This window comes from Micromonospora inyonensis (assembly GCF_900091415.1).
GTDB lineage: Bacteria > Actinomycetota > Actinomycetes > Mycobacteriales > Micromonosporaceae > Micromonospora > Micromonospora inyonensis.
On sequence record NZ_FMHU01000001.1, the window covers coordinates 931,672 to 950,697 of the forward strand.

Annotated in this window: 17 protein-coding genes; 6 read left to right on the forward strand and 11 right to left on the reverse strand. The window is 72.4% G+C overall.

All coding sequences use genetic code 11. The features are described from left to right. The first annotated feature begins 133 nt into the window (after positions 1-133). Positions 134-1,225 (forward strand): ABC transporter ATP-binding protein, encoded by a 1,092-nt coding sequence (locus tag GA0074694_RS04175; RefSeq protein WP_091452681.1) that lies wholly within the window; start codon positions 134-136, stop codon positions 1,223-1,225. Between the two features lie 60 nt (positions 1,226-1,285). Here the strand turns inward: GA0074694_RS04175 and rlmB are convergent, their stop codons facing one another. Together rlmB and cysS are read right to left on the reverse strand one after the other, a co-directional pair. After that, the gene (gene rlmB, locus GA0074694_RS04180) at positions 1,286-2,401 is read right to left on the reverse strand and encodes a 23S rRNA (guanosine(2251)-2'-O)-methyltransferase RlmB (RefSeq protein WP_091452684.1); all 1,116 of its coding nucleotides are present in this window, start codon (positions 2,399-2,401) and stop codon (positions 1,286-1,288) included. Beyond that, entirely contained in the window at positions 2,401-3,816 is a 1,416-nt protein-coding gene (gene cysS, locus GA0074694_RS04185; protein WP_091452687.1) for a cysteine--tRNA ligase, read from the reverse strand. Before cysS ends, rlmB begins: the two co-directional genes overlap by 1 nt. Before the next feature lie 63 nt (positions 3,817-3,879). Here cysS and GA0074694_RS04190 point away from each other — a divergent pair, with 63 nt between their 5' ends. Further along, complete coding sequence (locus GA0074694_RS04190; protein WP_091452690.1) at positions 3,880-4,575, forward strand: IclR family transcriptional regulator; 696 nt, start codon at positions 3,880-3,882, stop codon at positions 4,573-4,575. A 225-nt stretch (positions 4,576-4,800) separates the two neighbouring features. On the opposite strand, the gene GA0074694_RS04195 is transcribed toward GA0074694_RS04190, so the two are convergent. The 8 genes from GA0074694_RS04195 to GA0074694_RS04225 form a co-directional block, all read right to left on the reverse strand. Beyond that, a complete protein-coding gene (locus GA0074694_RS04195; protein WP_091458643.1) occupies positions 4,801-5,517 on the reverse strand; it encodes an HAD family hydrolase in 717 nt (238 codons plus the stop codon). A 47-nt stretch (positions 5,518-5,564) separates the two neighbouring features. Beyond that, a complete protein-coding gene (locus GA0074694_RS04200; protein WP_091458645.1) occupies positions 5,565-6,137 on the reverse strand; it encodes a GNAT family N-acetyltransferase in 573 nt (190 codons plus the stop codon). A 142-nt stretch (positions 6,138-6,279) separates the two neighbouring features. After that, complete coding sequence (locus GA0074694_RS04205) at positions 6,280-7,680, reverse strand: class II fumarate hydratase (RefSeq protein ID WP_091452693.1); 1,401 nt, start codon at positions 7,678-7,680, stop codon at positions 6,280-6,282. A 78-nt stretch (positions 7,681-7,758) separates the two neighbouring features. Then, positions 7,759-7,983, reverse strand: coding sequence for a hypothetical protein (locus GA0074694_RS30650; RefSeq protein ID WP_141713956.1), 225 nt, complete (start codon positions 7,981-7,983; stop codon positions 7,759-7,761). A gap of 557 nt (positions 7,984-8,540) precedes the next feature. After that, on the reverse strand, positions 8,541-9,107 hold the full coding sequence (locus tag GA0074694_RS04210; protein ID WP_091452696.1) for a GNAT family N-acetyltransferase: 567 nt from the start codon (positions 9,105-9,107) through the stop codon (positions 8,541-8,543). 46 nt (positions 9,108-9,153) lie between these two features. Beyond that, positions 9,154-10,821, reverse strand: a complete 1,668-nt coding sequence (locus tag GA0074694_RS04215; protein ID WP_091452699.1) for a fumarate hydratase — start codon at positions 10,819-10,821, stop codon at positions 9,154-9,156. Between the two features lie 112 nt (positions 10,822-10,933). Next, positions 10,934-12,358: an outer membrane protein assembly factor BamB family protein gene (locus GA0074694_RS04220; protein WP_091458647.1), complete on the reverse strand. Its 1,425-nt coding sequence runs from the start codon at positions 12,356-12,358 to the stop codon at positions 10,934-10,936. 112 nt (positions 12,359-12,470) lie between these two features. Continuing rightward, on the reverse strand, positions 12,471-13,772 hold the full coding sequence (locus GA0074694_RS04225; protein WP_091452702.1) for an MFS transporter: 1,302 nt from the start codon (positions 13,770-13,772) through the stop codon (positions 12,471-12,473). A gap of 70 nt (positions 13,773-13,842) precedes the next feature. Here GA0074694_RS04225 and GA0074694_RS04230 point away from each other — a divergent pair, with 70 nt between their 5' ends. Next, on the forward strand, positions 13,843-14,838 hold the full coding sequence (locus GA0074694_RS04230) for an ArsR/SmtB family transcription factor (protein ID WP_091458649.1): 996 nt from the start codon (positions 13,843-13,845) through the stop codon (positions 14,836-14,838). Here GA0074694_RS04230 and GA0074694_RS04235 read toward each other — a convergent pair. Then, positions 14,825-15,319: an Lrp/AsnC family transcriptional regulator gene (locus tag GA0074694_RS04235; RefSeq protein WP_091452706.1), complete on the reverse strand. Its 495-nt coding sequence runs from the start codon at positions 15,317-15,319 to the stop codon at positions 14,825-14,827. The genes GA0074694_RS04230 and GA0074694_RS04235 overlap by 14 nt on opposite strands. A 158-nt stretch (positions 15,320-15,477) precedes the next feature. Here GA0074694_RS04235 and hppD point away from each other — a divergent pair, with 158 nt between their 5' ends. From hppD to hisC, 3 genes are all read left to right on the forward strand, one after another. Further along, complete coding sequence (gene hppD, locus GA0074694_RS04240) at positions 15,478-16,683, forward strand: 4-hydroxyphenylpyruvate dioxygenase (protein WP_091458650.1); 1,206 nt, start codon at positions 15,478-15,480, stop codon at positions 16,681-16,683. Positions 16,684-16,778: 95 nt separating this feature from the next. Beyond that, the gene (locus tag GA0074694_RS04245; RefSeq protein ID WP_091452709.1) at positions 16,779-17,786 is read left to right on the forward strand and encodes an RDD family protein; all 1,008 of its coding nucleotides are present in this window, start codon (positions 16,779-16,781) and stop codon (positions 17,784-17,786) included. Then, positions 17,783-18,901: a histidinol-phosphate transaminase gene (gene hisC / locus GA0074694_RS04250; protein WP_091452711.1), complete on the forward strand. Its 1,119-nt coding sequence runs from the start codon at positions 17,783-17,785 to the stop codon at positions 18,899-18,901. The genes GA0074694_RS04245 and hisC overlap by 4 nt, the downstream gene beginning before the upstream one ends. Positions 18,902-19,026 lie beyond the last annotated feature (125 nt).

A 19,026-nucleotide genomic window follows, 5' to 3' on the forward strand; every position in this document is an offset into this window, starting at 1 on the left:
AGTGACGCGGACGACATTCCGGTGACCCCCGGGTGACGGGAATTCGGCCGACGGGCCGGCGCGGCCACGCGCCGGTCGCTCCTTCACTCGGATCGTCCGGCACGTTCCTGCCGGTGAAAGGAAGCGCTTCACCATGGCCACGGTCACCTACGCCAAGGCGTCCCGCATCTACGCGGGCACCGAGCGGCCCGCCGTCAACCAGCTCGACCTGGAGATCGGCGACGGGGAGTTCCTCGTCCTGGTCGGCCCCTCCGGTTGCGGCAAGTCCACCAGCCTGCGGATGCTCGCCGGCCTGGAGGACGTCGACGAGGGCTCGATCTACATCGACCAGCGCGACGTCACCCACCTGCCCCCGAAGGCCCGCGACATCGCGATGGTCTTCCAGAACTACGCCCTCTACCCGCACATGTCGGTGTACGAGAACATGGCGTTCGCGCTCAAGCTCCGCAAGACCCCCAAGTCGGAGATCGACCGGCGGGTCAAGGAGGCGGCCGCGCTGCTCCAGCTCGAGGAGTACCTCAGCCGCAAGCCGAAGGCGCTCTCCGGTGGCCAGCGCCAGCGGGTCGCGATGGGCCGGGCCATCGTCCGCGAGCCCCAGGTCTTCCTCATGGACGAGCCGCTGTCGAACCTCGACGCCAAGCTCCGGGTGCAGACCCGTACCCAGATCGCGTCGCTCCAGGCGAAGCTCGGTGTCACCACCGTCTACGTCACCCACGACCAGGTCGAGGCGATGACCATGGGCCACCGGGTGGCCGTCATGCTCGACGGTGTCCTCCAGCAGGTGGACACCCCCCGGGCGCTCTACGACACCCCGGCGAACGTCTTCGTCGCCGGTTTCATGGGCTCCCCGGCGATGAACATCAAGACCGTTCCGCTGGGCGAGCACGGCGCGACCTTCGCCGAGATGAGCATCCCGCTCACCCGCGAGCAGGTCGAGGCGGCCCGCGCCGAGGGCGGCAACGGCAAGGTCACCGTGGGCTTCCGCCCGGAGGACTGCGAGCTGGTCAGCCCGACCGAGGGCGGCATGCCGGTCGTCGTCGAGCTGGTCGAGGACCTCGGCTCGGACGCCAACATCTACGGCCACGCCGCGCTGGAGGGCGCGAACGAGCGGTTCGTCGTCCGTACCGACCGTCGGGCCATGCCGAACATGGGTGACACCGTGTTCGTCAAGCCGCACACCGGCCGGATCCACGTCTTCAACGCCGCCAGCGGCAACCGGATCTGACGTACCGCGAAAGGGGCGGCCCGCTTCGGCGGACCGCCCCTTTCGGCGTCGATACGGGCCTCAGCCGGCGCTACGCCGCCGGGACACCTCGGCGAGGGTGACCGCCGCCGCGACGCTGGCGTTCAGTGACTCCACATCGGAGACCATCGGGATGCGCACGGTCAGGTCGCAGGTCTCGCCGACCAGGCGGGACAGGCCGCGCCCCTCCGAGCCGACCACCACGACCAGCGGGCCGACCGCGGCCTCCAGGTCGTAGAGGTCGGTCTCGCCGTCGGCGTCCAGCCCGACCACCATGAACCCGGCGTCCTGGCAGGCCCTCAGGGATCGGGTCAGGTTCGTCACCTGCGCCACCGGCACCCGCGCCGCCGCGCCGGCACTGGTCCGCCAGGCGGTCGCGGTGATCCCCGCAGCCCGCCGTTCCGGCACGAAGACACCCTGCGCGCCGAACGCGGCGGCCGACCGGATCACCGCCCCGAGGTTGCGCGGGTCGGTGACCCCGTCCAGCGCCACCAGCAGCGGGGCGGTCTGCTCCAGCGCCGCCGCCACCAGGTCCTCGAACGGCTCGTACGCGAACGACGGCACCTGGAGACCGACGCCCTGGTGCAGCACGCCCCCGGTCATCCGGTCCAGTTCGGCCCGGCTGATTTCCAGGATGGCGATGCCCCGGTCGGCGGCCGTCCGGATGATCTCCTTGACCCGGTCGTCGGCGTCGATGCCCTGGGCGGTGTAGAGCGCGGTCGCCGGGACGTGCGTCCGCAGCGACTCCAGCACCGGGTTCCGGCCGACCAGCAGCTCGGGGCTGTCCTTCGCCGGGTTCGACCGGCGGCCCGGAGCGACCCGGGGGCCACTGCGGGCGGCCGGCTTGCCGCCACGCCCCTTGGCGGCGGGGACGCCCCGGCCCCCGCCCTTGCCCCAGGTGGTGTCCTTGCTACCGGGCTGGCCGATCTTGGGGGCACGCCCCTCCTCGGCGGCGGCACGCCGCTCCTTGTCCTGCTTCCAGGCGGTGCGCTGGGGCAGCTTCTCGGTGCCCGAGTACGCCTTGTGCCAGGGACGCTCGTCGGCAGGCAGGGTCTTCCCCCGCCCGGCGAGGGCGTCCCGGTTCTTGCCGCCGGAGCCCTTCGGGGCTCCCGCCTTCGGGGCCAGTCGCCGGCCTCGGCGCTGTGAGTTGCCGGGCATCAGTCCTGCTCTCCAATAGTCCAACGGGGTCCCTGGGGGGTGTCCTCGACCATCACCCCGGCCTGCTTGAGCTGGTCGCGTACCGCGTCGGCGGCGGCCCAGTCCTTGCGACCACGCGCCTGGGCGCGCTGCTCCAGGGCCAGCGCGACCAGGGAGTCCACCACGCCGCGCAGGTCGTCGCCGCGACCGCCGCCCGTCCAGGCGGCGTCCAGAGGGTCGACGCCGAGGATATCCAGCATCGCGCGGACGGCGGCGAGCGCGGTGCGGACCGTCACATCGTCCCCGCCGGCCAGCGCAGTGTTCCCGTCGCGGAGGACGTCGTGCAGGACGGCCAGCGCGGCGGAGGTGTTCAGGTCGTCGTCCATCGCGGCGGTGAACGCCGCCGGCAGCTCGCCGGGGTGCCCCGCGCCGACCCGCTCGGCGGCCCGCTGCACGAAGCCCTCGATCCGCCGGTACGCGGTCGCCGACTCGCGCAGCGCGTCCTCGGTGTAGTCGATGCGGGACCGGTAGTGCGCCGAGGCGAAGTAGTAGCGCAACTCGACTGGACGCACCCCGAGCGAGGCGACGTAGGCCAGGTCGAGGGCGTTGCCGGCCGACTTGCCCATCTTCGCCCCATCGAGGCTGAGCAGGCCGTGGTGCACCCAGTAGCGGGCGAACGGCAGGCCGGCGGCGGTCGACTGGGCGATCTCGTTCTCGTGGTGCGGGAAGGTCAGGTCGAGCCCACCGCCGTGGATGTCGAACTCGGCACCGAGGTAACGCCAGCACATCGCCGAGCACTCGATGTGCCAGCCGGGGCGGCCCCGTCCCCAGGGCGATGGCCAGTAGGCGTCCGCCGGCTCGTCCGGCTTGGCGCCTTTCCAGAGCGCGAAGTCACGTGGGTCACGCTTGCCCCGGTCGGGGGCGTCCCCGGCGGACTGCATGTCGTCCGGCGACTGGCCGGAGAGCGTGCCGTACGCCGGCCAGGAGCCGACGTCGAAGTAGACGTCGCCGGAGCCGTCGGTGGCCGGGTAGGCGTGTCCCCGCTCGATCAGCGTGGCGATCAGCTCGTGCATCTCCGGGACGTGCCCGGTGGCCCGGGGTTCGTACGTCGGCGACAGCACGTTCAGCGTCCGGTACGCGGCGGCCAGGATCTGCTCGTTGGCGTACGCGATCGCCCAGAACGGGCGGTCCTGCTCGCACGACTTGACCAGCAGCTTGTCGTCGATGTCGGTCAGGTTGCGGATGAAGGTGACCTCGAAGCCCTTCGCCAGCAGCCAGCGGCGCAACACGTCGTAGTTGACGCCGGAGCGAAGATGACCGATGTGCGGGGGCGCCTGGAGGGTGAGACCACACAGGTAGACCCCCACCTTGCCGGCTTCCCGCGGGACGAAGTCCCGGACCGAACGGGTGGCGGTGTCATACAGGCGTAGCGTCACCGTACAAGGGTAACGGTCCCCACATCTTCGGAGCTGCCCGGCGCGGGCCGTACGCTGCCTGCTGTGGAGACGGCGGGACGACCCGGTGACGGGTTCGCGGAGCCGGCCGGGGGCACGACACCCGGTCGACCCGGGGAGACCTCGCAGACCCTGGACCGGGGACTGCGCCTGCTGCACCTGGTCGCGGACGCGCAGGGCGGGCTGACCGTCACCGAGGCCGCACACCGGCTCGGCATCGGCCGGGCGGCCGTCTACCGGCTGGTCAGCGCACTGACCGGGCACGGCATGTTGCGTCGCGACCGGGCGGGCCGGCTGCGCCTCGGTGCCGGGGTGCTGCACCTGGCCCGGCGTGCCCAACCGCTGCTCGCCGAGGGGGCGATGCCCGCGCTTCGCCGGCTGGCCGAGCAGGCCGGGGCGACCGCGCACCTGACCGTGGTGGAGGGGGACGAGGGCGTCGCCCTGGCCGTGGTCGAGCCGAGCTGGACGTCGTTCCACGTGGCGTACCGGACCGGCTCCCGGCACCCGCTGGAGCGCGGGGCGGCGGGCCGGGCCATCCTCGCCGGTCGGACCGGATCCGCCGGCCCGGTGACCACCGAGGGGGAGCTGCAACCCGGCGCGTACGGGGTGGCCGCCCCGGTGCTCGGCGTACCCGGCCTGGAGGCGAGCGTCGGCGTGGTGGCGCTGGCCCCGCTGGACGCCGGAAGCGTCGGCGGGCAGGTCCTCACCGCCGCCGCCGCGATCGCCCGCGCCCTGTCCTGAGCTGGCCCCACCGTCCGGGTCCGACGGTCCGCGTCAATGTCGTCGCATCGTCGAACTTCCGGTACTGCTGGCCGATGCAGCGGTCGGCCCCGGTGGCGCAGAGCGCTCCACCGGCGGGACGGGTTGCCGGGCCAGCCCAATGGGACTCCCCGGTGAGAGACCTTGATCGACCGCGTTTGATCGACCGCGGCCACCGGGAGCGTGGGCTGAACGACCATGTGGGCACTACGCGTCCGCTACCGGACGGCCACCTACGGTGACCGGCGCGGTGAGCAGCCGCACCACGGCCGGCAGGTCGGCCAGCGTGGTGATCTCGGCATCCGGTCGCACGTCGTCGGGCCGGGGCGTACCGGCCCGGTTGAGCCAGACCGCCCGCATCCCGACGGCCTGGGACGCGACCACGTCGAGGGCGAGCGAGTCACCGACATAGAGCACCTCGGTCGGAGGCAACCCGGCCGCCGCCGCCACCTCCGCGAAGAACTCCGGCGCGGGCTTCTTCGGCAGGCCGTTCTCGTGCGCGTACCGCTCGAAGGCGAACTCACCGGCCAGCCCGCACTGCTCGGCCCGGCTGTTGCCGTTGGTGGCGTACCCGAGGGTGAACCGGGGCCGCAGCTCGGCGAGGGCCGGCAACACGTCCGGGTAGGGCCGGGTGAGCGCGAACCGGCGGGTGTAGAAGAGGGTGGCGAAGCTCTCTAGGTGCTCCGCGAGCCCGGCGCGGCCCAGCGACCGGGCCAGCGCCGCCCGGCGGATCTCCTGCACCGGGTCGGCGGCGTGCGCACGGAAGACCGCACCCCAGTCCGACTCCAGGTCGTCGAGGGAGACTCCGCCCGCCGCCGGGGTCAACCGCCGCATCTCCTCCAGTACGGCCAGCAGTCCGCCGGCCACCGCCGGTCGCAGATCCAGCAGCGTCTCGTCCGCGTCGAACACCACTGCTCTGATCATGATGGGAAGGGCCTCCAACTCCAACTATCCACTGTGGGATGTCCTTCCTAGCATCCCTGGCGGCGGACCTCGTACTCCACCTCGCCGTGCTCACTGCCTGGTATCGGGTCGTCCCAGGTGAGATGGAACGTGCGGACGTACCGGAGACCACTCTTCTCCAGCACCCGCCGGGAGCGGGTGTTGGCCGCCATCGTCTCCGCCCGGATCCGGTGCAGCCCAAGGGCGTCGAACGCGTACCGGACGAGGGCCCGGGAGCCCTCCGTGGCCAGCCCGCGCCCCCACGCCGCCCGCCGCAGCCGGTAGCCCAGTTCCGCCTCGTTCCCGGCCACGTCCTCGCCGGGTGGGTCGAGGGCGAACCAGCCCAGGAAGTCACCGCCGGCCCGGTCGATCGCCGCCCAGCGGCCGAGACCGGGCGTCTCGTCGTACTGGCGGAGCAGCCGGGGCAGCACCTCGCCCCGGATCACCGGGAGCGGGGTCGGCCGACCGTTGGTCAGAAAGCGCATGACCTCCGGGTCACCGTCCAGCGCGACGAGGTGATCGAGATCCGCCCTGGTGAGCTGCCGCAGCCGCAGCCGCTCCGTCTCCAGGAGGACGCCGTCGGGGCCGGGTACGTCGACCATGCCGGGCAGGATGCGCCACCGACCCACCGACCGGCCACCCGTTTCCCCGCTGCCAGTGGCGGGCAGCGGCGGCAGCCGCGACGAGCCCCGTGCCTGCGGCGGTTCCATGGGTCCGCGCCGCGCCGTGGCCGCGCCGGACGGCTCAGGGGTGGGTCATCCGGAGCACGTCCAGTGCCTCGTCGAGCTGGTCTTCGGTGAGCCTGCCGCTGTCCACGTGGCCCCGGGCGAGCACCACCTCCCGGATCGAGATCTCCTTGGCAAGGGCCTCCTTGGCGATCGAGGCGGCCTCGTCGTACCCGAGGTGGCGGTTCAGTGGGGTGACGATCGACGGCGAGCCCTCCGCGTACGCCAGACAGACGTCGGCGTTCGCGCCGAGACCGGCCACGCAACGGTCGGCGAAGAGTCGGCTCGACGCGGCCAGCAGACGGATCGACTCCAGCAGGTTGCGGGCCATCACCGGGAGCATCACGTTCAGCTCGAAGTCGCCCTGGGAACCCGCGAAGGCGACCGTGGCGTCGTTCCCGATCACCTGGGCGCAGACCTGCCGGACCGCCTCGGCGACCACCGGATTCACCTTGCCCGGCATGATCGACGAGCCGGGCTGGAGGTCGGGGATGCGCAGCTCACGCAGGCCGGCGCGGGGCCCCGACCCCATCCATCGCACGTCGTTGGCGATCTTGTAGAAACCGACCGCGATGGTACGGAGCTGACCCGAGGTCTCCACCAGCGCGTCCCGTGCGCCCTGCGCCTCGAAGTGGTTGCGCGCCTCGGTCACCGGCAGCCCGGTCGACTCGCGCAACTTCTCGACCACCCGGCCCGCGAAGCCGAGCGGAGTGTTGATGCCGGTGCCCACCGCCGTGCCGCCGAGGGGAAGTTCGGCCAGGCGGGGCAGGGCCGAGTCGAGCCGTTCGATGCCGTAGCGGATCTGCGCGGCGTACCCGCCGAACTCCTGGCCGAGGGTGACCGGGGTGGCGTCCATCAGGTGGGTCCGCCCGGCCTTGACCACCGTCTCGAACTCCGCCGCCTTGGCCTCCAGCGCCTCCGCCAGGTGGGCCAGCGCGGGCAGCAGGTCGTGCGCGACCGCCTGGGTCGCGGCCAGGTGGATCGAGGACGGGAAGACGTCGTTGCTCGACTGCGAGGCGTTGACGTGGTCGTTCGGGTGCACGTCCCGGCCCAGTTCCCGGCTGGCCAGGGTGGCGATCACCTCGTTGGTGTTCATGTTGGACGAGGTGCCCGAGCCGGTCTGGAAGACGTCGATCGGAAACTGGTCGTCGTACCCGCCGTCGGCGACGTGCGCGGCGGCGGTGGCGATCGCGGCGGCCACCTCGGCATCGAGCACGCCCACCTCGGCGTTGACCTGCGCCGCCGCCCCCTTGATCTGGGCCAGCGCCCGGATCTGGGCGGACTCGATGCCCCGCCCTGAGAGGGGGAAGTTCTGCACCGCGCGCTGGGTCTGCGCCCGCCACAGCGCGTCGGCGGGCACCTCCACCTCACCCATCGAGTCGCGTTCGATCCGGTAGCCCACTGCCTCTGGATTCGTCACGCGTTCCATCCTGCCGCGCCCACCGGGCACTCGCAGCGGGGCGCAGAAGTTGGGAGCCCCAAACCCAGGGCCTGACGTTCAAGCGTCGACAGCTCCGGAGTCGCCGGCTTCCACACCGCCGGCTCGCAGGATTCGCCGGACCTGTTCGCGGCCGTAACCGGTGACCCGGGCGATCTCGCCTACCCGCGTGCCGTCCCGGTACGCCGTCACGATGGCGAGAGCCAGCCGCTCGCGCACTTTCGGAACATCGGCACGAGCCGAGGCGACCTCCGCGAGCCCATCCTGCACCCGCTGGAGCGCCACTCGGTACGCCTCCGACGCTGCCTCAAGGTCGCCCGCCACCCAATGACAGGTTTCCCAGGCACGATTCCACCGGACACACCCTCACCTGCCCGGCTCCCGCACACTCCGGCGCCCTACCGTCCGGAGCAGGTCGCCGTCCTGGCCCGGCTCGACCCCGATGGTTCAAGCGGACGGAACCGACGTGGCTGAGTCTCGACAGGCGAGGATTCTGGTGGTGGGGCCGCGCGAACTACCCGGGAATGGAGTGGTCGAGGTTTGGGCGGACGCCGGAAGTGGTGGAAGCGGGCAGGAGTTCACCGTTCCCGTCCGGGACCTCATCCTGGCCGAGATCGACGACGGACGCGGCAGGTCGGCGTTGTACGAACTTCGGAGGTGCAGGCAGGTCGGCTGACAGCCCTCATTGGAGCCTGTGGCAGTAGCTGCGGGAAGGGAACCCGGCAGTCCTCCGGACGGTGGGCCGCCGGGTTCCACGCTTCCAGTGACCAGCCTCCGAGATTCGACGGCGGCCGACGGTGAGGACCGGCTCGGTGACCTCGGCGAAGAAGTCGTCGGGAGTTTCATTGGCCCCGTAGTGGGCGTCGGCTCCACTCGCGGGCCAGGATGGCGTAGACGAGTTGGTCGGCCCACTCCCCATTGAACAGGTAGCTGTCGACGTGGCGCGCCTCCTGACGCATGCCGAGCCGGGCCATCAGTCGGGCAGACGCCGCATTGCGGCCGTGGCACCGGCCGTAGACCCGGTGCAGTCCGAACTCGGTGAACCCCCAGTCCAGCAGCGCCGTGGCGGCTTCCGTAGCCAGTCCGCGACCTCCGTGGTCGGGATGGAAGACGTACCCGAGTTCAGCCGTGCGGTCGGTCTGACTGCGCCAGACGAGTTCCACCGTCCCGATGACCCCGGCGTCGGTGGCCACGGCCAGAGTCGAGCAGTCTCCCTCGACGCGTAGCGCGTCCTCACCCGCCATGGCGATCACCGACGATCGCGACTCCTCGCGGGTACGCGGCTCGCTGAGCGTCCAGCGGAAGACGTCCGGTCGGCGCTGCCACGAGCACACATCGTCGAGATCGTTCAGCGTGACAGGGCGCAGGGTGAGCCGCGCAGTACGGATCGGGTACGTCGGTCGGCCCATCCAGCGATACTAGAAAGTCCGCGTGACGTCGACAGAGGCCGGCGGGTCAGCGGAGGCCGACGGTGAGGACCGGCTTGGTGACCTCGGCGAAGAAGTCGTTGCCCTTGTCGTCGACCACGATGAAGGCCGGGAAGTCCTCCACCTCGATCTTCCAGACCGCCTCCATGCCCAGTTCCTGGTACTCCAGGACCTCGACGTGCTTGATGCAGTCCTGGGCGAGCCGGGCGGCGGGGCCGCCGATCGAGCCGAGGTAGAAGCCGCCGTGCTGGTCGCAGGAGCGGGTGACCTGGGCGGAGCGGTTGCCCTTGGCGAGCATCACCAGCGAGCCGCCGGCCGCCTGGAACTTCTCCACGTAGGCGTCCATCCGGCCGGCGGTGGTCGGGCCGAACGAGCCGGAAGCGTACCCCTCGGGGGTCTTGGCCGGGCCGGCGTAGTAGACGGCGTGGTCGCGCAGGTACTGCGGCATCGGCTCGCCCGCGTCCAGCCGCTCGGCGATCTTGGCGTGGGCGATGTCCCGGGCGACGACCAGCGGGCCGGTCAACGAGAGCCGGGTCTTCACCGGGTACCGGGACAGCTCGGCACGGATCTCGTCCATCGGCCGGTTCAGGTCGACCCGGACGACCTCCTCGGTCTCCAGGGTCTCGTCGGTGACGTCGGGCAGGAAGCGGGCCGGGTCGGTTTCGAGGCGCTCCAGCCACACGCCCGACGGGGTGATCTTGGCGACCGCCTGCCGGTCGGCCGAGCAGGAGACCGCGATCGCCACCGGGCAGGACGCGCCGTGCCGGGGCAGCCGGACCACCCGCACGTCGTGGCAGAAGTACCGGCCGCCGAACTGCGCGCCGATGCCGAAGTTACGGGTCAGCTCCAGCACCTGCGCCTCCAGCTCCAGGTCACGGAAGCCGTGCGCGGTCATCGAACCCTCGGTGGGCAGCGCGTCGAGGTACTTGGCGGACGCGTACTTGGCGGTCTTCAGCGCGTACTCGGCCGAGGTGCCGCCGATCACGATGGCCAGGTGGTACGGCGGGCACGCCGCGGTGCCGATCAGCCGCAGCTTCTCCTCCAGGAACTGCATCATCCGCGTCGGGTTCAGCAGCGCCTTGGTCTCCTGGTAGAGGTACGACTTGTTGGCCGAGCCGCCGCCCTTGGCCATGAAGAGGAACTTGTACGCGTCGGGGTGGCCGTCCGGGTCCTCGGCGTAGATCTCCACCTGGGCCGGCAGGTTGCTGCCGGTGTTCCGCTCCTCCCACATGGTCAGGGGGGCGAGCTGCGAGTAGCGCAGGTTCAGTCTCGTGTACGCCTGGTACACGCCCCGGGAGATCGCCTCCGCGTCGGTGCCGTCGGTGAGCACGTGCCGGCCCCGCTTGCCCATCACGATCGCGGTACCGGTGTCCTGGCACATCGGCAGCACCCCGCCAGCTGCGATGTTCGCGTTGCGCAGCAGGTCCAGCGCGACGAAGCGGTCGTTCGGCGAGGCCGCCGGGTCGTCGATGATCGACCGGAGCTGGGCCAGGTGGGCCGGGCGCAGGTAGTGCGCGATGTCGTGCATCGCCTCGGCGGTCAGGGCGGTGAGCGCGGCCGGGTCCACGGTGAGGAACCGACGGCCACCCGGACCGTTGACGACGTCGACGCCCTCATCGGTGACCAGCCGGTACTCGGTCTGGTCGGCACCGACCGGGAGCAAAGGGGCGTAGGTGAACGCGGCGGCACTGCTCATGAGCGGAAAGCCTAGGGCAGTCGGGCCGTGACGTCGTACCCGCCGGGTGAGTCGTGCGACACCGCTCTCATCCGTCCCGGTCACCCCCACCCGTCCGGGCGGCCACCCCCGCTCAGCCGTCCTTGCCGCCGTCCGGTTCCGGGCAGCTCTCACCTTTCGGACCGCAGCTCGCGGCCGGGTCCGGGCCCTTTCCCGGAGTGTCGCCGGGATTCCGCCCGGAGCCGTCCTCGCCGGGATTCCGGCCGGAGCCGTCCTCGCCGGCCGGTGGCGCGCCGCCGGCCGCACCGGCGAACCGGACGTATCCGATCTCCCGTCCCTCGCCGATCACCATGCCGGCGGGACCGACCGCCAGCACGTTCGCCGAGGTCCGCAGGTTCGCCAGTTCCCGCCCGGTCCGCGGGTCGAGGGCGACCACCCGGGAGGGACCGTCCTCACTGAGCACCGCCGCGTACGGGGTGAGCGCCCCGCCCGCCTTCTCGGCCGACCGCCGGGTCCAGCGCGGACGGTCGACCCCGAGTTCCCGCCCGACGATCGAGCGCTTGTCCGCAGAACGGGCCAGCAGGTGGCGGTCGTCGACGGCGAGCAGCTTCTCCCCGGCCGCGCCGACCCAGAGCAGCCGCCCGTCGTACGCGTCGACCACCGTCTCCCGGGCGTCCGGGGCCACCCCGACCACCACGTTCCGCGCGCCCTGCGGATCCTCCCGCTGCACACACCCGGCGTTGTCGGCGGTGCGCAGGTTGATCCCGGCCCGCCGCCACACCTCCCGCCCGGTGGTCGCCTCCCGGCCGGAGAGCGTGAAGTAGCAGGTGCCGTCCTCCGACCGAGCCTCGATCCGCAGCAGCCGGCCACCGACGGTGACCAGCCGTTCCTCCCGGCCGGGCTCGACGTCGCGCACCACCCGGCCGGTCGCGGTGTCCAGGACGTGCACCCGGCCGTCGACCGGGAAACCGAGCAGGGCGGGCACCGCCTCCGGACCGGCCACGCCGGAGTCGATCCGGAGCCCGGTCAGCCGCCGGGTGCCGAGCAGTTCCGGGTTGTCGGCGAAGAATCCGCTCTCCACACCGGGCAGGAAGGCCGTCCAGACCGGACGGCTGCCGCGCACGTCCCACGCGCTGACCGTGCAGTCGGTGGCCTGGGCGCAGCGGGCGTCCAGCAGCATGTTGCGGTACGTCCAGACGGCCACCGCCTCGTTGTCCCGGCGGCGAACCGCGCCGGTCGCCGGGTCAAGCAGCTCGTACCCCTTGACCAGAAGCTTGCCGACCGCGACGACCGCGTCGCGGCCGTCCCCGGCGACCGCCGCCCAGTCCGCCTTGCGCTCCCAGAGCGGCGCGCCGGTGGCGAGGCTGAGCCCCTCCACCCGGGTCCGCTGCTCCACCACCACGGTCTCCCCCGCGACGGTGACGCTCTTCGGGGTGCCGCCGATGCGGCGCTGCCAGGCCACGTCGGGTTCGGAGATGGGGCGACTGCGGTTCACCGCGTCCCACACCCCCGGCCACGGGTTCCACACGCCGGTCAAGGTCAGCACCACGACCGCGATCAACGCGAGGATCACGTAACAAATGACGCACCGGCCGCCCTGCTGAGCCACAACGGACACGGTAGCCAGGTCGGCGCGGCCCTGATGCCCTCCGTACGGCCGTGTCGGTGAACTATTCCGGACGGGCGGACAGCGGTTCCGGGGTGAGGACCCGCCACAGCGCCCCGGTGGCGGCGAGCGAGGCCACCCCGGCGAGGGCCATCGCCACCGCCGGTCCGGTCACCTCGCTCGACGCTCCGCCACCGGCCGCTGCGAGCCCCTGGGCAGCCATCATCCCGGTGCTGGTCAGGCCGAACGCCTGGCCACGCCGGGCCTCGGGCACCGCGTCGAGAAACCGGCGGGCCAGCCCGAGCTGGTAGGCGAAGCCGGCGGCGGCCACCGCGAACAGCAGCGCGGCGAGGACCAGGCCGGGCCGGAGCAGGAACCCCAGCACCGGTACGCCGAGCAGCAGCGCGAGCCACGGGCTGAGCCGCTCCCGGGCTGCCGGCGGGACGAACCGCCCCACCACCAGGTCCCCGACGAGCATCCCGAACGCGCCGGCCATCAGCAGCACGCCCGCGCTCGCCCCCGGGCCGAGTCCGGCGGCGTACGGCACCGCGACCGCCTCGGCCCCGACCAGCATCGAACCGGGCAGCCACTGGGCCAGCAGCAGGCCCCGGATCCGCCGGTCGGCGAGGAGTTCCCGGTTGCCCCGCCAGGTCTCCCGCACCGCGCCGGTCCGGGTCGGGCCGGTCGGGCCGGTCGGGCCGGTCGGGCCGGGCCGCACCGTGCCGGTCACGCCGCGGTTCCGCCCGGGACGGGCCCGCAGCCCGACCCGGGCCAGCAGGGCCGAGAGCGCGCAGGTGGCGGCGGTCAGCCAGAGCGCGCCGTACGGCCCGACCGCACCGAGCAGGAGACCACCCACGGCGAACCCGACGACCTGGGTGCCGCCGGACGCCATGGTGAGCAGGGAGCGCCCCAGCACGTACGCGTCGCCGTGCAGGATCTCCGGCAGCAGCGCGGTGCGGGCGGCGCTGCTGACCGGGCCGAACAGGCCGACGACGAAGACCAGCCCGAGCATGCCGGCCGGGGGGAGCACCCCGACGGCGAGCACCGCGACGAGGGCCAGCCGGACCAGTTCGTAGCCGACGATCACGGCGCGCGGCGGCCACCGGTCGGCGAGGGCGAGCAGGAACACCCCGCCGAACGCGTGCGGCAGGAACCCGGTGACGTACGCGAGGGCGGCGATCAGGCCGGAGCCGGTGCGTTCGTACACCAGCACGGAGAGGGCGAGCATCTTGACCGTCTCGCCGATCAGGAAGACCCCGAAGCTGGCGAAGAGCACACGGAACTCGGCGACGGCGAAGACGTCCCGGAAGGTGGCCGGGCGCTCCGCCGCGACCGGCGGCGCGACGGTGGTGCGGGTGGACTTCACAGGGCGGATCCTGTCCGGGCCGCGCCGGGCGCTCTATCCTTTCGCCCCAGGACGAAAGGTAGGCCGGGACGTGCGGATCCAGGTGACCCCGGCCGACATCGCGGCGAGCCGGTACGCCATCTCGCCGCTGGGCGAGACGGTGTCGGCGCTGCGGCTCTGCGCCGGCCAGCACAGCGCGCCCGGCCTCGCCCCGTGGGTGGCCCGGGTCCGGCCGGTGTACGAGCGGCTGCGCCGCGACCTGCCGGCGGTGGGCGCGCTGCTGGCGCTGCTGCGCCGGGGCGGCTACAACGCCGACTTCATCCAGCCGCCCCCGGCCGGCACCGGGCGGAGCTTCGCCGACGAGATCGCCGTGGTCCGGGCCACCCCGCTGGCACAGGCCCGCGACGAACTGGCCCGCAATCTCGTCGGGCTCCGTACCGCACCGGCGTACGCGCAGCGGATCTACCGGTCGCCGGACGTGGTGGACCGGTTGGCGGACGCCGTCGAGGTGGTCTGGACGGCCCTGGTCGAGCCGGACTGGCCCCGGCTGCGGACCATCCTGGAACGCGACGTCGTGCAGCGCGCCGGGCGGCTGGTCACGTACGGCTGGGGTGCCGCCGTAGCCGGTCTCGACCCCCGCCTGAGCTGGGAGCCCGGCGGCCACCTCGGCGCCATCGTGGTGGCCGACCGGGAGCCGGCGACCTACTCGCTCGGCGGGAAGGGTCTGCTCTTCGTACCGACCGTCTTCGGCACAATGATCAACTACGTGGAGCCACCGTGGCCGTTCGCGCTCGTCTACCGGGCCGCCGGCGTGGTGGACCTGCTCGGCCCGCCCGCCCCGGACCGGCCGCCGGACGCGCTGGACCGGCTGCTCGGCCGCACCCGGGCGGCGGTGCTACGGGCGCTGGCCGTACCCGCCACCACCAGTCACCTCGTCCGGCAGTTCGGCCTGACGCTGGGCGGGGTCGGCGGGCACCTGGCGGTGCTGCGCGACGCCGGGCTGGTCACCCGCACCCGCACCGGGCGGGCGGTCCGCTACACGCGCACCCCGCTCGGCGACGCCCTGGCCCGGGTCAGGGACGGTTGACGGCGGCCGAGCGCACCAGCGGCAGCACCCGGTACGGGATCTGCTCGGCCAGCGCGATGATGGTCGACGCCCGGGTGATCCCCGCGCAGGAGACGATCTGGTCGATGACCCGCTGGAGGTCGGCGTTCGACCGGGCCACGATCCGGCAGAGCACGTCGCTGGAGCCGGTGATGGTGTGCGCCTCCAGCACCTCGGGGATCGCGGCGAGGTGGGCGGTGACCGGGTCGTGCCCCTGCCGCTGGCTGATCTCCAGGGTGACGAAGGAGGTCACCCCGAACCCGATGGCCGCCGGGGAGACGTCCGGCCCGAACCCGGCGACCACCCCCCGGTCGACCAGCTTGTCGAGGCGGGCCTGGACGGTCCCCCGGGCCACGCCCAGCCGGCGGGAGCACTCCAGCACCCCGATCCTCGGCTCGGCGGCAAGCAACTCGATGAGGCGCGCGTCGAGCTGATCGAGCTGGACAACCTGACCACTGGTCACAGGTAGAGACCATACCGAATGCGCAACCTGACCAGCCGATCGTCTGACTGTTGCCCACCGGTGCGCCGGCCGCGATCCTCGCCACAGGGCACCGCGCGGTGCGACGTCACACCGCCGCCGGCGACCACACGAGCGGCACCGTACGGAGGGAGTCCACGATGACCCAGGCGATCGACCGACCCACGTCGACCGAAGAGGTCGACGTCGACGCGCTCGTCGACGCCGTCGACCACGACATCGCCCACGACCCGTTCCCGGTCCGTGGGCTCGACCACGTCAGCTTCCTGGTGGGCAACGCCAAGCAGGCCGCGCACTACTACTCCACCGCGTTCGGGATGACCTGCGTCGCCTACCGGGGGCCGGAGCAGGGCTACCGGGACTACGCCGAGTACGTGCTCACCAGCGGTTCGGCCCGGTTCGTCCTGCGGGGCGCGGTCCGCCCCGACGCGCCGGACGCCGCCCTGGTCGCCAAGCACAGCGACGGCGTCGCCGACATCGCCCTGGAGGTCCCGGACGTCGACGCGGCGTACGCGCACGCCACCGCCCAGGGCGCGACCGGCCTGCTGGAGCCGCACGAGTTGACCGACGAGCACGGCACCGTCCGGATCGCCGCGATCGCCACCTACGGCGACACCCGGCACACCCTGGTCGACCGGTCCCGCTACACCGGCCCGTTCCTGCCCGGCTTCGTCGCCCGTGCCCCGATCGTCGACCGGCGGCCCATGATCGACGCCGGGGTCCAGCCGAAGCGCTTCTTCCAGGCCGTCGACCACGTGGTCGGCAACGTCGAGCTGGGCCGGATGGACGATTGGGTCGAGTTCTACCGGCGGGTGATGGGCTTCACCAACATGGCGGAGTTCATCGGCGACGACATCGCCACCGACTACTCGGCGCTGATGAGCAAGGTGGTCGCCAACGGCACCCGTAAGGTCAAGTTCCCGCTCAACGAGCCGGCCGTCGCCCGGAAGAAGTCGCAGATCGACGAGTACCTGGAGTTCTACCAGGGGCCGGGCGCGCAGCACATCGCGGTGGCCACCAACGACATCCTGGCCAGCGTCGACGCGATGCGGGCCGCGGGCGTCGAGTTCCTGGACACTCCGGACTCGTACTACGACGACCCGGAGCTGCGCGCCCGGATCGGCAACGTACGGGTGCCGATCGAGGAGCTGAAGGCCCGCAAGATCCTCGTCGACCGGGACGAGGACGGCTACCTGCTCCAGATCTTCACCAAGCCGGTGCAGGACCGGCCGACGGTCTTCTTCGAGCTGATCGAGCGGCACGGCTCGCTCGGCTTCGGCAAGGGCAACTTCAAGGCCCTCTTCGAGGCCATCGAACGTGAGCAGGAGAAGCGCGGCAATCTCTGAGTCCGGGGCCGGTCGCCGTCCACCGACGGCGACCGGCCGGAACCGCGCGCCACAGGTGGGCTGGCCGCCGACGAAGGCGTCGTTAAGGTAGCTGCGTGAGTGTGCAACCCGGCTGGTACGTCGACCCTGCCGACCCCGAGACCCAGCGCTACTGGGATGGCGAGGGGTGGATCGGCGCGCCGATACCCGCCGACGCCACCCCACCCGAGGGACCGCCGCCGGCCGAACCGCCGGCACCCGCCCCGACCCCGGTCACCACCCCGGCCGCGGGTCCGCGCCCGACCACGCCGACCTCCGTTCCGCCCCCGGCCACCGGCGTCCCCGGGCCCGGTCCCGCCGGGCGGCCGACCACGCCCCCGTCCCCCGGCCCGTACCCCGCGGGGCCGTGGCCGCCACACGGGTACGCTCCCCCGCCCGGTCACCGTCCCCCGCCGCCGTACGGTTTCCCGCCCGGTTACGCCCCTCATCCCGGCTGGCCGCATCCCGGCTGGCCGGTACGGCCGCCCGAGCCGCGCCCGCACGGCCTCGCCCTGGCCGGCTACGGCCCCCGCTTCCTCGCCCGCCTGATCGACTTCGGCATCGTGTTCCTCCTCAACGCGGTGGTGAACGGCTGGTTCGTCTGGCGGTTCATGCAGGAGATGTCGCCGGTCTGGCGGGAGTTCTGGGCCCGGGTGTCGAGCGGCTCCACGTCCATGGAACCTCTGCCCCAGCCGGGCGACCAGGCCGGCGGCCTCCAGGTGGCGATCCTGCTGATCGCGACCGCCCTCTGGTTCGCCTACGAGGTCCCGTCGATGGCCAGCGGAGGGCAGACCTTCGGCAAGCGGGTGATGGGCATCCGCGCGGTGCCGCTCGCCGGTGACCAGCCGCTCGGCTTCGGCCGGTCGTTCCGGCGCTGGAACACCCTCGGCCTGCCCACCCTGCTCTGGTACTGCTGCGGCCTGGGCCTGCTGCTCCAGCTTCTCGACGCCCTGTCCCCTCTCTTCGACCATCCGCTGCGCCAGGCGCTGCACGACAAGCGCGCGCAGACGGTGGTCGTCCAGGTGCCTCGTCCCACCCCCACCCGTGCCGAAGCGCACGACCGCCCAGAGGGAGATGCCGAATGACCGACACCGGCCGCCACGAGCCCCCGATCCGGCTCACCCGCGCCGACCTCGACGCGCTGCCCAACTACGTACCCGGCCGCAGCCCGGCCGACCTCGCCCGGGATCTGGGCATTCCGGAGGCCATCAAGCTGGCGAGCAACGAGGTGCCCTACGGCCCGCTGCCGGGGGTGGTGGAGGCGATCGCCGAGGCCGCAGCCGGGGCGCACCGGTACCCGGACATGGGCGTGGTGGCGCTGCACTCCGCTCTCGCCGAGCGGTACGGCGTGACGCCGGACCGGATCGTCACCGGCTGCGGTTCGGTGGCGCTCGCCGAGCATCTGGTCCGGGCCACCTGCCTCCCCGGTGACGAGGTGGTCTACTCGTGGCGCTCCTTCGAGGCGTACCCGATCGTCGTGGCGACCAGCGGGGCGACCAGCGTGCCGGTGCCCAACCTGCCGGACCACGGGCACGACCTGGCGGCGATGGCGGCGGCGGTGACCGACCGGACCCGGATGGTGGTGGTCTGCAACCCGAACAACCCCACCGGCACCTTCCTGCGCCGGCCCGAGTTGGAGCACTTCCTCGACGCCGTCCCGGACGACGTGCTGGTGGTGCTCGACGAGGCGTACCGCGAGTTCGTCACCGACCCGGAAGTGCCGGACGGGCTCGGCTACGCCGACCGACCCAACGTGGCGGTGCTGCGCACCCTCTCCAAGGCGTGGGGCCTGGCCGGGCTGCGGGTCGGCGTCATGGTCGCCCAGCCGGCGGTGGCCACCGCCGTGCGCAAGGTGGTCACCCCGTTCTCGATCAACCTGCTCGCCCAGGCCGCCGCGCGGGCCGCGCTGGAGCAGGCCGACGAGGTCGAGCGCCGGTGCGCCCTGATCGTCGCCGAGCGGGACCGGGTCACCGGGGCGCTGCGCGCGTTCCTCCCCGACATCCCGACCAGCCAGGGCAACTTCGTCTGGCTGCCACTGGGCGACCGGGCGGTCGCGTTCGCCAAGGCGTGCGAGGCGCGCGGCGTGATCATCCGTCCGTTCCCCGGTGAGGGTGTCCGGATGACTATCGGTACTTCCGCGGAGAACGACGCCTTCCTGGCGATCGCCGAGGAGGCACTCGACAGGACCACCGAGGAATAAGTCCGTTTTAGGGACGATTGCACTTTTCCTCCCCTATCTTTCGGGGTACCGCCGGCGTGACCGCCGCCAGGACGGCACCGGCACTTCGAGAGATGGGGAAACACCAGTGCGCATTGCCAAGATCT